Source organism: Mucilaginibacter sp. UYNi724 (assembly GCF_054057495.1).
The window spans coordinates 161,700-175,375 of record NZ_JBSRZI010000009.1; the positions used below are offsets into that span (position 1 = coordinate 161,700).

17 protein-coding genes are annotated in these 13,676 nt (G+C 43.1%); 11 read left to right on the forward strand and 6 right to left on the reverse strand.

What is annotated here, in order from left to right; translation table 11 throughout:
• Nucleotides 1–2 precede the first annotated feature (2 nt).
• From map to ACVW0P_RS14560, 11 genes are all read left to right on the forward strand, one after another.
• Complete coding sequence (map, locus tag ACVW0P_RS14510) at nt 3–794, forward strand: type I methionyl aminopeptidase (protein ID WP_457132734.1); 792 nt, start codon at nt 3–5, stop codon at nt 792–794.
• 63 nt (nt 795–857) lie between these two features.
• Nucleotides 858–1,076: a translation initiation factor IF-1 gene (gene infA / locus ACVW0P_RS14515; RefSeq protein WP_022833270.1), complete on the forward strand. Its 219-nt coding sequence runs from the start codon at nt 858–860 to the stop codon at nt 1,074–1,076.
• Between the two features lie 8 nt (nt 1,077–1,084).
• Nucleotides 1,085–1,201: a 50S ribosomal protein L36 gene (gene rpmJ, locus ACVW0P_RS14520; RefSeq protein WP_082855993.1), complete on the forward strand. Its 117-nt coding sequence runs from the start codon at nt 1,085–1,087 to the stop codon at nt 1,199–1,201.
• A gap of 71 nt (nt 1,202–1,272) precedes the next feature.
• Nucleotides 1,273–1,650 (forward strand): 30S ribosomal protein S13, encoded by a 378-nt coding sequence (gene rpsM, locus ACVW0P_RS14525; RefSeq protein WP_457132735.1) that lies wholly within the window; start codon nt 1,273–1,275, stop codon nt 1,648–1,650.
• Between the two features lie 131 nt (nt 1,651–1,781).
• Nucleotides 1,782–2,171, forward strand: a complete 390-nt coding sequence (rpsK, locus tag ACVW0P_RS14530) for a 30S ribosomal protein S11 (protein ID WP_354431848.1) — start codon at nt 1,782–1,784, stop codon at nt 2,169–2,171.
• 67 nt (nt 2,172–2,238) lie between these two features.
• The gene (gene rpsD, locus ACVW0P_RS14535; RefSeq protein WP_354431849.1) at nt 2,239–2,847 is read left to right on the forward strand and encodes a 30S ribosomal protein S4; all 609 of its coding nucleotides are present in this window, start codon (nt 2,239–2,241) and stop codon (nt 2,845–2,847) included.
• A gap of 96 nt (nt 2,848–2,943) precedes the next feature.
• The gene (locus ACVW0P_RS14540) at nt 2,944–3,936 is read left to right on the forward strand and encodes a DNA-directed RNA polymerase subunit alpha (RefSeq protein ID WP_354431850.1); all 993 of its coding nucleotides are present in this window, start codon (nt 2,944–2,946) and stop codon (nt 3,934–3,936) included.
• A 195-nt stretch (nt 3,937–4,131) separates the two neighbouring features.
• Nucleotides 4,132–4,689, forward strand: coding sequence for a 50S ribosomal protein L17 (gene rplQ / locus ACVW0P_RS14545; RefSeq protein ID WP_457132736.1), 558 nt, complete (start codon nt 4,132–4,134; stop codon nt 4,687–4,689).
• Nucleotides 4,690–4,819: 130 nt separating this feature from the next.
• Nucleotides 4,820–6,553: a thiamine pyrophosphate-dependent enzyme gene (locus tag ACVW0P_RS14550; RefSeq protein WP_457132737.1), complete on the forward strand. Its 1,734-nt coding sequence runs from the start codon at nt 4,820–4,822 to the stop codon at nt 6,551–6,553.
• Nucleotides 6,554–6,557: 4 nt separating this feature from the next.
• On the forward strand, nt 6,558–7,223 hold the full coding sequence (locus ACVW0P_RS14555; RefSeq protein WP_457132738.1) for a phosphatase PAP2 family protein: 666 nt from the start codon (nt 6,558–6,560) through the stop codon (nt 7,221–7,223).
• Nucleotides 7,224–7,446: 223 nt separating this feature from the next.
• Nucleotides 7,447–8,637, forward strand: coding sequence for a DUF1624 domain-containing protein (locus tag ACVW0P_RS14560; protein WP_457132739.1), 1,191 nt, complete (start codon nt 7,447–7,449; stop codon nt 8,635–8,637).
• Between the two features lie 5 nt (nt 8,638–8,642).
• On the opposite strand, the gene trxA is transcribed toward ACVW0P_RS14560, so the two are convergent.
• From trxA to ACVW0P_RS14590, 6 genes are all read right to left on the reverse strand, one after another.
• On the reverse strand, nt 8,643–8,942 hold the full coding sequence (trxA, locus tag ACVW0P_RS14565; protein ID WP_354431855.1) for a thioredoxin: 300 nt from the start codon (nt 8,940–8,942) through the stop codon (nt 8,643–8,645).
• A 285-nt stretch (nt 8,943–9,227) separates the two neighbouring features.
• Complete coding sequence (locus tag ACVW0P_RS14570; protein ID WP_457132740.1) at nt 9,228–10,103, reverse strand: alpha/beta hydrolase; 876 nt, start codon at nt 10,101–10,103, stop codon at nt 9,228–9,230.
• Between the two features lie 13 nt (nt 10,104–10,116).
• A complete protein-coding gene (locus ACVW0P_RS14575; RefSeq protein WP_457132741.1) occupies nt 10,117–11,115 on the reverse strand; it encodes an MBL fold metallo-hydrolase in 999 nt (332 codons plus the stop codon).
• Between the two features lie 76 nt (nt 11,116–11,191).
• On the reverse strand, nt 11,192–12,022 hold the full coding sequence (locus ACVW0P_RS14580) for an alpha/beta hydrolase (RefSeq protein ID WP_457132742.1): 831 nt from the start codon (nt 12,020–12,022) through the stop codon (nt 11,192–11,194).
• A 101-nt stretch (nt 12,023–12,123) separates the two neighbouring features.
• Nucleotides 12,124–13,320, reverse strand: a complete 1,197-nt coding sequence (locus tag ACVW0P_RS14585) for an MFS transporter (RefSeq protein WP_457132743.1) — start codon at nt 13,318–13,320, stop codon at nt 12,124–12,126.
• Nucleotides 13,321–13,392: 72 nt separating this feature from the next.
• Nucleotides 13,393–13,668, reverse strand: coding sequence for an ArsR/SmtB family transcription factor (locus ACVW0P_RS14590; protein ID WP_354431860.1), 276 nt, complete (start codon nt 13,666–13,668; stop codon nt 13,393–13,395).
• Nucleotides 13,669–13,676 lie beyond the last annotated feature (8 nt).

Here is a 13,676-nt window from a genome sequence, read left to right on the forward strand (position 1 = left end):
ACATGTCAAAGATCATCTATAAGTCTGTCGAAGAGATAGAACTGATAAGAGAAAGTTCTTTACTTGTTGCTAAAACACATGGCGAAATAGCGAAAGTTATTGGCCCTGGTATCACTACTTTAGAATTAAATAAACTTGCCGAAACCTTTATCCGTGACAACGGAGGGGTTCCGGCATTTTTGAACTATAACGGGTTCCCTTTTTCATTATGCATTTCGCTTAACGACCAGGTGGTACACGGTTTCCCTACTAAAAAAGCTTTGGTTGAGGGCGACCTCGTATCTGTTGATTGTGGCGTTGTATTGAACAAGTACTACGGCGACTCTGCTTTTACCTTCGCTATTGGCGAGGTTGATGAAACCACTAAGAAACTGATGCGCGTTACCCGCGAGTGTTTAGACCTTGGTGTGGCAAAAGCTGTTGTAGGCATGCGCGTTGGCGATATAGGTTACGCTGTGCAGGAGCACGCTGAGAAGAATGGCTTTGGTGTAGTAAAAGAGCTGGTAGGCCACGGTGTAGGCACACGCTTACATGAAAAGCCCGAAGTACCTAACTATGGCAAACGTGGTGCAGGCATTAAATTAGAGGAGGGGATGGTAATAGCCATTGAGCCTATGATCAATGCAGGCCGCGCCGGTGTTAAGTTTTGGGACGATGGATGGACGGTATCAACCGCTGATAAAAAACCATCGGCACATTACGAGCATACAGTAGCTGTTGGCAAGGGAAAACCAGACATTTTATCGACGTTTGATTACATTGATAAAGTTTTAGAAGAAAAGAATAAAAAGTAAATAATTTTTATTAATTTTGCATCCCGGTTTTGGGGTGGATAATTAAGTAATAATCAATAAAATATGGCAAAACAATCCTCGATTGAGCAAGATGGTACAATTCGCGAAGCATTATCAAATGCTATGTTTAGAGTTGAACTTGAAAACGGCCACGAGATTATTGCACACATATCCGGAAAAATGCGGATGCACTATATCAAAATATTACCTGGCGACAGAGTGAAATTAGAGATGAGCCCGTATGATTTAACAAAAGGAAGAATAACCTACAGATATAAATAACAAACGAGATGAAAGTTAGAGCATCCATTAAAAAACGCAGTGTTGATTGTAAGATCATCCGCCGTAACGGGAAACTTTATGTGATAAACAAAAAGAACCCTAAGTTTAAGCAGCGTCAGGGATAATTAAAAGGAATTGTAATTAGCCGCACAACGGTGGCCCGCCGTTCGGTATTACTTAAAAACAAAAAACAAATATGGCAAGGATCTCCGGTATTGATTTACCAAAAAATAAAAGAGGCGAGATAGGTTTAACCTACATTTACGGTATAGGCCGTACAACCGCTACAAACATACTTACTGAAGCAGGTATAGATGTTAACATCAAAGTTCAGGATTGGAATGATGATCAGTTAACTGCTATCCGTACTATCATCAACGATAAAATCAAAGTTGAAGGTTCACTACGTTCAGAAGTTCAGCTTAACATCAAACGTTTAATGGATATCGGTTGCTACCGTGGTACCCGTCACCGTAAAGGTTTACCTCTACGTGGCCAACGCACCAAAAACAACTCACGTACCCGTAAAGGAAAACGTAAAACAGTTGCTAACAAAAAGAAAGCTACTAAATAGTAAATAGTTGATTGGTGAGCGGTGAGTAGTTGATACTTTAAGCTTACCAGGAATATAAAATTATAAAAAACGGTTAGTGGGTCCGAGTTTAAGATATAACTCCGTAATTCATTAATTCAATAATTAAGAAAATGGCGAAAAGCAAAAAAGTTACCAAAAAGCGCGTTGTTATTGTTGAGTCGGTAGGCGAAGCACATATCAACGCAACTTTTAACAATATCATTATCACCCTTACCAACAAAAGCGGGCAAGCTGTTTCATGGTCGTCTGCAGGTAAAATGGGTTTTAAAGGTTCTAAAAAGAATACCCCATACGCTGCCGGTCAGGCTGCTGCCGATTGCGGTAAAGTTGCTTACGACTTAGGTCTGCGCAAAGTAGAGGTGTTTGTTAAAGGTCCGGGTTCAGGCCGCGAGTCTGCTATCCGTACACTGCAAACAACAGGTATCGAAGTAACTACTATAAAAGACATTACACCGCTTCCACACAATGGTTGCCGTCCGTCTAAACGTAGAAGAGTTTAATTAACTAAATTTTTAAAGCTAAGATTCGACAGCTGCGGGCTGTTTGATACTTTAAAACACACAAATAATGGCAAGATATACAGGCCCCAAATCAAAAATTGCGCGTAGGTTCCGCGAGCCGATCTTCGGTCCGGACAAAGCGTTAGAAAGAAAAAACTACGGTCCAGGTATGCATGGTGCTTCTAAAAGAAGAGGAAAGCAATCTGAGTACGCGGTACAGTTAATGGAAAAACAAAAAGTTAAATACACTTACGGTGTATTAGAGCGTCAGTTCGAAAACTTATTCCACACTGCATCTGCAAAAGAAGGTATCACCGGCGAGAACTTGTTAAAGTTCTTAGAAGCACGTTTAGATAATGCAGTTTACCGTTTAGGTATTGCTCCTACACGTTCTGGTGCACGCCAACTGGTAGGCCACAAACACATCACTGTTAACGGTAACGTTGTAAACATCGCTTCTTATGCATTAAGAGCTGGTGACGTTATAGCAGTGCGCGAAAAATCAAAAACACTTGAAAGCATTACTAATTCAGTAGCTGGCCGTAAAGTAAATAAATATAGCTGGTTAGAATGGAACGCTGATGAATTATCAGGTAAGTTCTTAAACTACCCTAACCGCGATGAGATCCCTGAGAACATCAAGGAGAACCTAATCGTCGAGTTATATTCAAAATAATAACGATAATTATCCGGGAAGTGGTTGGCATATTATGTCAATCATTTTCGTGGTTAAAATCAATTCAAATTAGTTAACAATAAACAAAAGATATAAATGGCAATTTTAGCATTTCAAAAACCAGACAAGGTTATCATGCAGAAATCAAATGATTTTGATGGCACGTTTGAGTTTCGTCCGTTAGAACCAGGCTTCGGTGTAACCATTGGTAATGCTCTGCGTCGTATCTTACTTTCTTCATTAGAAGGTTATGCTATTACATCAGTACGTTTTTCTGGTGTAACGCATGAGTTTTCGACCATCAAAGGTGTGGTTGAAGATGTAACCGAGATCATACTTAACTTGAAACAAGTACGTTTCAAAAAAACAGGTGAATCGGGCGATAATGAGAAAGTATTTGTGATCATTAACGGCCAGGATGCTTTTTCTGCAGGCGACATTACTAAGTTTTCAAACAACTTTACAGTATTGAACCCTGATCTTGTTATTTGTAACATGGATTCATCAGTAACGCTTGAAGTTGAGCTTACGGTTGCTAAAGGCCGTGGTTACATCAGCAACGAGGAAAACAAAAATCCTGATGCTAACGTAGGTGTGATAGCTATCGACTCTATCTTTACACCTATCAAAAATGTAAAATACACTTTAGAAAACTATCGTGTTGAGCAAAAAACAGATTACGAAAAACTGATCCTTGATATATCTACAGATGGTTCTATCCACCCTGAAGATGCATTAAAGCAGGCGGCTAAGATCCTTATCCAGCACTTCATGCTGTTCTCTGATGAGAACATGATGCTTGAAGCGCAGGCTAAAGAAGAAACTAAAGAAGTTGACGAGGAAATTTTACATATGCGTAAGATCCTTAAAACCGAATTGGTTGATCTTGACCTTTCAGTTCGCGCGCTTAACTGCTTAAAAGCTGCTGATATCCGTAGCCTTGCAGACCTGGTTTCTTACGATGTTGCTGATATGTTAAAATTCAGGAACTTTGGTAAAAAATCATTAACTGAAATTCAGGACCTGGTTAAATCAAAAGGTTTATCTTTTGGTATGAACTTGTCTAAATTTAAGTTAGACGAAGAATAATTAAAGATTAGCGATTAGATGGTTGAGATAGTTCTCAAGTTTCTAATCGCTAATTTTTTATAATAATAACGGGGCGAATGATCAGGCCTAATCTCTGATCACTTACCTCTGATCACTAATAATAAGCGAGGGCATAATTCCGATGGCTTGATTAAGTTCGCCTGACGGTATGCACGTGCACAAATTAACAAACAAATGAGACACGGAAGAAAAGTAAATCACTTAGGTCGTACAGACAGCCACCGCAAAGCGATGATGGCTAACATGGCGTCTTCGCTTATTCTACACAAGCGTATTACAACAACATTGGCAAAAGCAAAAGCATTACGCGGTTATGTTGAGCCACTTTTAACTAAATCAAAAAACGATACTACGCACTCTCGTCGTACCGTATTTAGCTACTTACAAGACAAAGACACTGTGAACATCCTGTTCCGTGAAATTGCTGAGAAAATAGCTAACCGCCCGGGTGGTTACACTCGTATCGTTAAGTTAGAGAACCGTTTAGGTGATAACGCTGAAATGGCGATCATAGAATTGGTTGATTACAACACTGTTTACGGTAAAGACGTTGACGCTAAAGCTGAGAAGAAAACAACACGTAGACGTGGTGGTGCTTCTAAAGCAAAAGCTGAGCCTGCTGCTGCCGCAACAGAAACTGTTGCCCCTGTAGCTGAAGCTGCACCGGCTGTTGAAGAAACTCCTGCTCCTGCAGCTGACGACAAGGAAGAAAATGCTGAAAAAGGCGTATAATTAATTATTCACCTTAAAGTACATAAAGCCTCCCGAATTTCGGGGGGCTTTTTTTGTGCACAACGTTTTGCCGAATTTTAAAACCCCCGGCTACTAATTGGGTTTAAATAGTATAATATAAAAACGTACTATGAACGTAGCAGACCAAATGGTTGAAATGCTGGTAAACGCGGGTATCAAAAGGATATACGCGGTAACAGGTGATAGCTTAAATGAAGTGAACGATGCCGTAAGGCGCGAGGGAAGCATCCAATGGGTGCATGTACGCCACGAGGAAGCAGGCGCGTATGCGGCGGGTGCAGAAGCGCAGCTTACAGGTAACTTAACCTGTTGCGCAGGCAGCAGCGGGCCCGGCCATGTACACTTGATAAATGGTTTGTATGATGCGCACCGTTCGGGCGCGCCGGTTATCGCCATAGCATCAACCGTTCCCAGCTTCGAGTACGGTACCGAATATTTCCAGGAAACTAATACCATTAAACTATTTGATGATTGCAGCTACTATAACCATGTGGCCACCACGCCAAAGCAGTTCCCGCGGATGCTACAGGGGGGCATACAGGCTGCCTTGCACCGTAAAGGAGTATCCGTAATTGGTGTCCCCGGTGATCTGACCAGCATGGATGCCGAAGAGATCACCACATCTACCCAAAATTTTGACCCTGTTGCAGTAACCCGCCCCAATGATGAAGATATTGCCAAGCTTGCCGCGCTGGTTAATCAGCATAAAAAAATCACCATATTTTGTGGGATAGGTGCCGCTGATGCGCATGCTGAGGTTGTTGCCTTATCGCAGATGCTTAACGCGCCTGTAGCCTATTCTTTCCGCTCTAAAATGGATATCCAGTACGATAACCCTAACGAAGTGGGGATGACGGGCCTGCTTGGCCTGCCTTCGGCATATCACAGCATGCATGAGAGCGATTTGCTGATATTGTTAGGTACCGATTTCCCTTACACGCCATTTATGCCTACCGATTGCAAAATTGTGCAGGTAGATATTAAACCCGAACGCATTGGCCGACGTGCTAAGGTTGATGTGGGTTTAAGTGGATCTGTTAAAGATACTTTAGGCGCCCTGTTACAACAGGTAGCACAGCACGAAGATGATAGCTTCCTGAAAGCACAGTTGGAGTTTTACGGGCATGTGAAGGAGAACATGAAGATCTACGTAAAAGATACCGGCAAAAAAGAAAATATCCATCCAGAATATATTACCAGCCTAATAGATGAGTTAGCTACCGGCGATGCCATTTTTACGGTAGATACCGGCATGTCATGCGTGTGGGGTTCGCGTTATATCAATGCTACGGGCAAACGCAAGATGATAGGCTCGTTCAACCACGGTTCTATGGCTAACGCGATGCCGCAGGCTATTGGCGCCGCTTTGGCGTTCCCGAACCGGCAGGTTATTGCTTTGTGTGGCGATGGAGGCCTATCTATGTTAATGGGCGATCTGGCTACCATTACACAATACAACCTGCCAATAAAAATCATCGTGTTCAACAACAGATCGTTAGGGATGGTGAAACTGGAGATGGAGGTTGCAGGCCTGCCCGATTGGCAAACCGAAATGCACAATCCCGATTTCGCGATGGTTGCTAAGGCCATGGGCATAAAAGGTATCACCGTAAAAGACCCTGAAGAGGCCAGGCAGGCATTAATTGAAGCGTTAATATACAAAGGCCCGGCTTTAATAAATATATTTACAGACCCTAACGCATTAGCCATGCCGCCAAAAATAGAATTGGGACAGGTAAAAGGCATGGCATTATCCATGACCAAACTAATGCTGAACGGACGCATGGATGAGGTGGTAGATACCATTAAAGCCAACTATAAACATTTAAAAGATCTTATCTAAATTAATGAATATACGCAGGCAAAACATACTGCTGTTAGTACTTGCCCTTATCACCGTAGGGTTTATAGGCTTATCCGTTTTGGTAGCGATATATCCGTCTATGCCTATTGATCTTAAGGTTTCGGAAGAGATCCAGGAGCACCACAACGTTTTTTTTGATAAGTTGATGTACCTGATAAGCACGCCGGGTTTTATGCCCGAATCGGTGATATTAGTTTTGGGTACCAGCCTGCTGTTTTTCTTGTATAAATATAAAAAAGCAGCGGCGTTTGTGTTGGCAACAGGTTTAACCGGATTGATAAGTACGATTATAAAAGCATTGGTTAACAGGCCACGGCCCTCAAAAGATCTTGTTAAGATTTTGTATGAAACTACCCAGCAAAGCTTCCCCAGTGGGCATGTGTTGTTTTATGTGGTGTTTTTTGGCTTTATGATCCTGTTGATGTTTCAGTTAGATCATATCCCGAATTGGCTTAGATATGCCGTTGGGTTGCTGAGCATATTATTGATATTTAGCATCCCTTTCTCGCGCATTTACCTGGGCGCACATTGGTTTACCGATGTAGTGGGTGGGTTTTTGTTAGGCCTGCCTTGCCTGTGTCTATTATCGTGGCTTTATTTACGCAAACCAGCCGCTAAACAGGAAGCACCCGTAGCAGAAACGAAATAATTACTCATCTAAAAGTTCATAATTATCTGATTAGCAGTCTGATAGTGTAATTTTTAGGCAAGACTAAAAATTAGATTGTTGATTATCAGCGTGTTCATGGAAATGCTGCTTATGTTTACACCGTGAACGTGAACACTATCTACGCTTCATTAATCCTACTATACTTTTATTCAACAATAATTATCATTAATTTCAGGTCGTTAAAAACCTGCTAATAACCACAATGCCTGCAACCGTAGCAACTAAACAACGCATCCAGTCTATAGACATTCTTCGCGGTGTAATTATGCTGATCATGGCGATAGACCATACCCGCGACTATTTCCACTTAGCAGGCGCCACCAGCGACCCAACCAACCTTGCAACCACAACCCCGCTGCTGTTTTTCACTCGTTGGATAACGCACTTTTGCGCGCCAACTTTTGTATTCCTGAGCGGGTTATCGGCATACCTTGCCGGCACGCGCCGCACAAAAAGCGAATTAAGTAGCTTCCTCATCAAACGTGGCTTTTGGCTTTTATTTGTAGAGGTTGCAATTATCACACTCGCGCTTACGCTAAATCCATTCTATAATGTAATAGGGCTGCAGGTAATATGGGCTATAGGGCTAAGTATGATATTGCTCGGGCTTATGGTTCGTTTGCCCTTGCGTGTCATTGGAGTGATAGGCTTAATTATCATTATAGGGCACGATATGCTCAACAACCTTAAATTAACACCTAATAGTGCCGAAGACGTGCTGATGAAACTATTTTTTACAGCCCGCGGAACAGTACTCCCGCTTGATAAAACACACATCGTATTTGCACTTTACGCCGTTATCCCATGGACGGGGGTCATGCTTTTGGGTTATGCCTTTGGTAGTTTGTACCACGCCAAATATAAACCCGAGAACCGGAAAGCAATTCTGCTCATTTGCTCTGCCTTAATGTTCTTGTTATTTTTAGCCTTGCGACTGGTAAATATCTACGGCGACCCGGCGCCATGGTCGGTACATCAAACGGGTGTTTACACATTCCTGTCGTTCATCAATGTGAGCAAATACCCGCCATCGTTAGATTATTGCTTGCTTACGCTATCCGTAGCGCTGCTGGTACTGGCCTTTACTGAAAACGCGATGGGGAAACTGGCCGGCTTTTTTAAAGTTTACGGCAGCGTGCCCTTCTTTTATTATGTGTGCCATTTCTACCTCATCAGGATACTCACAATGATCGTATTCTTTGTACAAGGCTATAAAACCTCGCAAATTGAAACGCCCGATGCGCCTTTTCTGTTTACACCACCAGGTTTTGGATTTAGTTTGGGATGGGTGTATTTGATTTGGCTGTGTATCATACTTAGCCTATATTACCCGTGTAAATGGTTTTCCAATTACAAGAAAACCCACAAGCAGTGGTGGCTAAGTTATTTGTAGGATAGCTATTTTATATACTGCTGAATAACCTGCTGTAACTGGTTGGCCTGCATTACACCGCTTTGGCGCCATTTGCTTTCACCGTTCTGGAAGATCATGAGGGTGGGTACGCTTTGTACACGGTAGGCATTTGCCGCTGCCGGGTTTTTATCGATATCTATTTTAATAATGGTGACCTTATCGCCAAGGGCGTCTTTTACCTGTTTCAAAATTGGCGGCATCATTTTACACGGGCCGCACCACTCGGCAGCAAAATCTACTAATACGGGTTTGTCTGAAGCTATAATATCCTGGAAGTTTGCCATTGCTGTATCTCCTTTTAGTAATAACGTTAAAGGTGACAATACGTTTCTACAGATTGATCATTTATATGCCATATATGTTGCGTACCTACGGCACGCAAAACTGATTTGGTTATGTTGCTACAAAGCGTTAGTCCCTACGGGACACGGGGGGATTGCTGTGGTTGCATTAACGCTTTGATGTATTTTTTAAAGATGCCCCATCGGGGCTACCGCTTTGTAGAAACATAAGCAAAGTGTCTTTTGCTCCGTGGGAGCTACCTTTGGCGCTTTTGCGATAAACAAATATTAATGCATTACTTTCTTTCGTTCGGGTTTCAAAATGTTACTATCCTCCAGCCAGTCGGCCAGGCGTTGCGGCCAGTTATTGATGGATTTTAATTTGCGATTGGTGCCCATATTAAAGGCATGGTCACCGCGCGCGTACATATGCATTTCTACAGGTACTTTTGCTTCGCGATAACGTTGCAGCAGTTGGATAATGGGTAACGAGCAGCAGGCATCATCGTTAGCGGCAACCAAAAAAGCGGGTGGCGCATCCGCCGGAATCTTCTCTGGTACAAAGCCCGGGCCCGGATAAACCTGTACAATAAAATTGGGCTTGGCGCCGGCGCGATCTATCTTATCAACGGCTTTCGGGTCGCCCTGCCAGCCACTAAAAGCAACCATATCCACCACCTCGCCACCTGCCGAGAAGCCCATCATGCCGATCCGGTTGCTATCTATATTAAACTCCGCGGCGCGGCTGCGAACCAGGCGCATAGCACGGTAAGCATCCTGTTTGGGGTGGATGTCTACCTTGTATGGCGACAATGTATCTCTGCCTAAACGGTATTTCAATACAAAAACGGTTACGCCCAAATCATTGTAGAACTTAGCAGGTGCAACGCCTTCGGAATTAAATACCAACAGGCGGTGGCCGCCACCTGGACATACAATTACGGCAGCGCCATTTGCTTTGCCTGCAGGTGGCAAATAAACGGTTAGTGACGGATTGTGGATATTTTTTACCCAGTAGTCCTTAGCCTGTTCGGGCTCATTGCGGCGGTTCTCGAAGCCGGGGGCACCTTTGGCCCAAAGTGGTATCACAGTTTGCGCCTGCAATGCATAACTACACAGCATCAGTATAAACAAAACCTGATAGAACGATCTCGGTGTTTTCATGATGCAATTTAAGTTATTTACTCATAAATGGTTTCCACCATTCCGAATTGTATGGGCCTTTTACCTCGGTAGGTTTACCGGGTTGGGGCAAAAATAGGTTGATATTTTTTTCTTCGCCAAACTTCACCAACCGTTCGCCGGGTTCAAACCAGGCGTGTGGGGCCAGGTTAAAAGTGGCCCAGTGTAAAGGCATCATCAGTTTGCCTTTAAGGGCAAGGTGGGCGTTGGTGGCATTATCCGGCCCCATGTGGATATCAGGCCAATTCGTACCGTAAGCACCTATCTCTAACATGGTAAGATCGAACGGGCCGAAGGCTTCGCCTATCTCGGCGAACCCCGGGAACCAACCTGAATCGGCACCGAAAAATATGTTATGCTGTGGCCCTTTTATCACCCATGATGCCCAAAGTGTTTCGTTGCGGTTGATGATACCACGGCCCGAAAAATGCCTTGATGGTGTAGCCGTAATGTTGCAGTCACCTATCATCACGCTATCGCCCCAATCCACCTCGTGGATATAGTTTTTAAGGATACCCCAATCTTCGAGATATTTGCAAACACCTATAGGGGTGATGAACCGGATGGGCTTGCCAGCAAAGAATTTAATGGTGGCTTTATCCAGGTGGTCGTAATGATCATGCGATACGATCACCACATCTAACGGCGGCAAGTCTTCGAGTGCTATCGGTGGCTGGAAAAACCTTTTAGGCCCAAATGCCTGCGAGAAAGATACCCGCTGGCTCCAAACCGGATCAGTTAAAATACGGATGCCATCAACCTCTATCAGTAAACTACTGTGCCCAACCCACGTTATTCGTAGGCCGCTTGCAGGTGGCTTTTGGTAAACAGATACATCCGTTTTAGGGACAGTTATTGGTATTTTTGGGACGTTTTCGGCCTTGTTATTAATGTATTCCCGTAGTATTGGGATCATCACGCCTAAACCGGCTTCTTCGGTGGGTATAGGATTTAAAAATTTACGTCCCTGTTTTTTTGCTCCGGCTAAACTCATAAACAATTATAAAACTTGTGGTGCTATTTTAATTATATAACGATGAAAGATTGCTTACAGATGGCTGTAACAGCAATTATATCTTAAAAAAGTTGATGGCAGCATCACAAAATGCCAATAATTGTGCAGGGAGTTCTGCTGATTGATATGGCTCCGACGCGTTAAAAACGTGATCAGCAGTGGGTATCACTACCAACTGTGCAAGTGGCTGCGCTCCGTACAAAAGTTCGGCATGGCTAAGGGGCACGCTGGTATCGGCATCACCATGTATAATTAACCAGGGTTGGGTTATTTCTGATGCCCTTAGCGGGATATCCAACCTTGTAGGGTTGTCATCCAGATCTTTTAACAATGACGATTTGTAGGGCATGTTTTGGCCAGTGCGCGAGTTTTTCATATACATGACGCCCTGTAAACGCCATTGTTTTTCGGCATCTTTTGGCCAAAGGTTATGGAAGCTGGAGATGGCGGCCATGGTAACCAGTTTTGCTATCCGTTTATCCTCGGCTGTTTTTACAATGCTGATGCCACCACCCAGGCTATGGCCAATAACATACACGCTTTTCACACGCGGAATGGCCGAGCCGCCGCAGGCGAAATCTATTACCGATTTCAGGTCTTCCAGCTCAAAAGAAAATGTGTTATCGCTAAAGGCTATCAGGTCGGCAAATTCGGTAGGCTTATCTGCCGTGGTGCCGTTATGCGAAAAGTTGAATTTGAGGAAACGGAAACCATTTTCTGCAAAATAGTTGGCAACCAGGTTATGCGCGCCCCAATCCTTAAACCCCCTGATGCCATGGGCAAATATCACCAGCGGCGCATAAGGGTGCAGCGTATCATAGGTTATATCGGCCGCCATACCACGGCCTTTAGCGCCGGGGATGGTATAATGTTGCTTAACGATCATGGCCCGAAAATTACGGCTTTTGATGCGAAATGTAGCAAGTACAAATAGTAATGCCCCTTTATATTTAGGATAACGGGCATTACTACTGTATTGATTAGCTGTTATTCGCCAACAACAGAAGGAACAGGTTCTTGTACAACTATTTTATCAGCGTTGTCCTTGTCGTTTTTTTGCGTTTTAGCGCCGGTAAAAAAGCTTAAGCCAAAGGCCAACAGCAATAGGGGTATAGCCATCCAGATTATTTCATGAATGCCGTATTTTGCGATGACAAAGCCGCCCAGTAAAGCACCCACAGATATGCCGATGTTGTAACATGATGTGAGCAGGCTGTTTACAAATTCTAATGAACTATGTGGTACACTTTGGGTAGTGCGGATATTAGGGACTAAAAAACCACCGGTATGTATCATTCCCCAAAAAGCAACAATAAATACCATGGGTATAAAAATACTGCCAAAATAATAGGCCAATAATTGTACGGCGATCAGCAAGATAAAAAAGAACCTGCTGGCCAGTATCACATTTTTACCAAGAGCAATCCCCATTAGCCAATTACCGGCAATACCCATACCGCCAAACAAAAGCAGCATGATGCTGATTTGAGCACCGTTCATGTATGAGATTTTTTCGAGATATGCAGCCAGGTAGCTGTAACTTGAAAACATGGCAGCGAGGGTAAGAACAGTTGAAACAAGATTAAGCCACAGCTTGGTGTCCTTTAGTACGTATAGTTGGCTTTCTGCCGCTTTATCTTTATTACCAGGCATAGAAGGTACAAAAAATAGCAACCCCAAAAACGCAATCGAGCTTATAAAGCTTGTAAGAAAAAAGGATGCCTGCCAGTTATGAAAAAAATCGGCAGCGTATGTGGTAAGCGGGACACCCAATACTGTGGCGATGCTAAGGCCGGTCATCACTATTGACACAGCTTTGGCGCCCCCTTGTTTAAATGCTACAGCTAAAGATATATTCCAAAATAAAGGGTGAAAAAATGCCGGTAATATCCTGGCGATCATGAGTATCGTAAAGTTTGGAGAAAAAGCAGAAAGCAAGTTTGATAATATAAACACACCCAATACCAGGCACAGCAAAAATTTGCGGTTTATTTTGGTGGTAAGTGCCGTTATAAACGGCGATGATATAGCAACAGTTAGTGCAAAAGCGCTTAATAACCAACCAGCCGTATCAATTGATACCTTAAACTCGCGGCTAATAGTAGGTAAAATGCCAATGACACCAAATTCGGTTGTAATGATACCAAACGCTCCCAGTGCTAATATGTAAATTGATCTTTTCATGTGGTTTAATATTCAAGTATTCAAATGTTTCGATATATGTAAGTGGTATTTAGTGAGGTTCGATAAAAGGCTCTAATCTTTCAGTTTGTTAAGGCAATCGATGTACTCGTCAAGTACTTGCTGGTTCAGTACGTATTTAAGATTGCGGCCTTCTTTTTGGGGAAGTAAAAGTTCGGCATCAACCAATTGCTTTAGGTGATGCGAAACCGAAGGCTGTGTAAGATCAAGCAGATCATTCACTTCGGCGCAATAAAGGCAATCTTTCTTTTTTTTAAATTCCTGTAAAATAGCTATCCGGCTGGTGTCGCTTAGTGCCCGTGATATTTTCTCTATTTTTTTATTGTCCATTATTTTCA

What these genes read in the sequence shown, in the direction of transcription:
- ACVW0P_RS14550 (WP_457132737.1), top strand. Translation starts at nt 4,820, where the DNA reads ATGAACGTAGCAGACCAAATGGTTGAAATGCTGGTAAACGCGGGTATC.
- ACVW0P_RS14540 (WP_354431850.1), top strand. Translation starts at nt 2,944, where the DNA reads ATGGCAATTTTAGCATTTCAAAAACCAGACAAGGTTATCATGCAGAAA.
- rpmJ (WP_082855993.1), top strand. Translation starts at nt 1,085, where the DNA reads ATGAAAGTTAGAGCATCCATTAAAAAACGCAGTGTTGATTGTAAGATC.
- ACVW0P_RS14570 (WP_457132740.1), bottom strand. Translation starts at nt 10,103, where the DNA reads ATGAAAACACCGAGATCGTTCTATCAGGTTTTGTTTATACTGATGCTG.
- trxA (WP_354431855.1), bottom strand. Translation starts at nt 8,942, where the DNA reads ATGGCAAACTTCCAGGATATTATAGCTTCAGACAAACCCGTATTAGTA.
- ACVW0P_RS14580 (WP_457132742.1), bottom strand. Translation starts at nt 12,022, where the DNA reads ATGATCGTTAAGCAACATTATACCATCCCCGGCGCTAAAGGCCGTGGT.
- infA (WP_022833270.1), top strand. Translation starts at nt 858, where the DNA reads ATGGCAAAACAATCCTCGATTGAGCAAGATGGTACAATTCGCGAAGCA.
- rpsD (WP_354431849.1), top strand. Translation starts at nt 2,239, where the DNA reads ATGGCAAGATATACAGGCCCCAAATCAAAAATTGCGCGTAGGTTCCGC.
- rpsM (WP_457132735.1), top strand. Translation starts at nt 1,273, where the DNA reads ATGGCAAGGATCTCCGGTATTGATTTACCAAAAAATAAAAGAGGCGAG.
- ACVW0P_RS14555 (WP_457132738.1), top strand. Translation starts at nt 6,558, where the DNA reads ATGAATATACGCAGGCAAAACATACTGCTGTTAGTACTTGCCCTTATC.
- rplQ (WP_457132736.1), top strand. Translation starts at nt 4,132, where the DNA reads ATGAGACACGGAAGAAAAGTAAATCACTTAGGTCGTACAGACAGCCAC.
- ACVW0P_RS14575 (WP_457132741.1), bottom strand. Translation starts at nt 11,115, where the DNA reads ATGAGTTTAGCCGGAGCAAAAAAACAGGGACGTAAATTTTTAAATCCT.
- map (WP_457132734.1), top strand. Translation starts at nt 3, where the DNA reads ATGTCAAAGATCATCTATAAGTCTGTCGAAGAGATAGAACTGATAAGA.
- ACVW0P_RS14560 (WP_457132739.1), top strand. Translation starts at nt 7,447, where the DNA reads ATGCCTGCAACCGTAGCAACTAAACAACGCATCCAGTCTATAGACATT.
- rpsK (WP_354431848.1), top strand. Translation starts at nt 1,782, where the DNA reads ATGGCGAAAAGCAAAAAAGTTACCAAAAAGCGCGTTGTTATTGTTGAG.
- ACVW0P_RS14590 (WP_354431860.1), bottom strand. Translation starts at nt 13,668, where the DNA reads ATGGACAATAAAAAAATAGAGAAAATATCACGGGCACTAAGCGACACC.
- ACVW0P_RS14585 (WP_457132743.1), bottom strand. Translation starts at nt 13,320, where the DNA reads ATGAAAAGATCAATTTACATATTAGCACTGGGAGCGTTTGGTATCATT.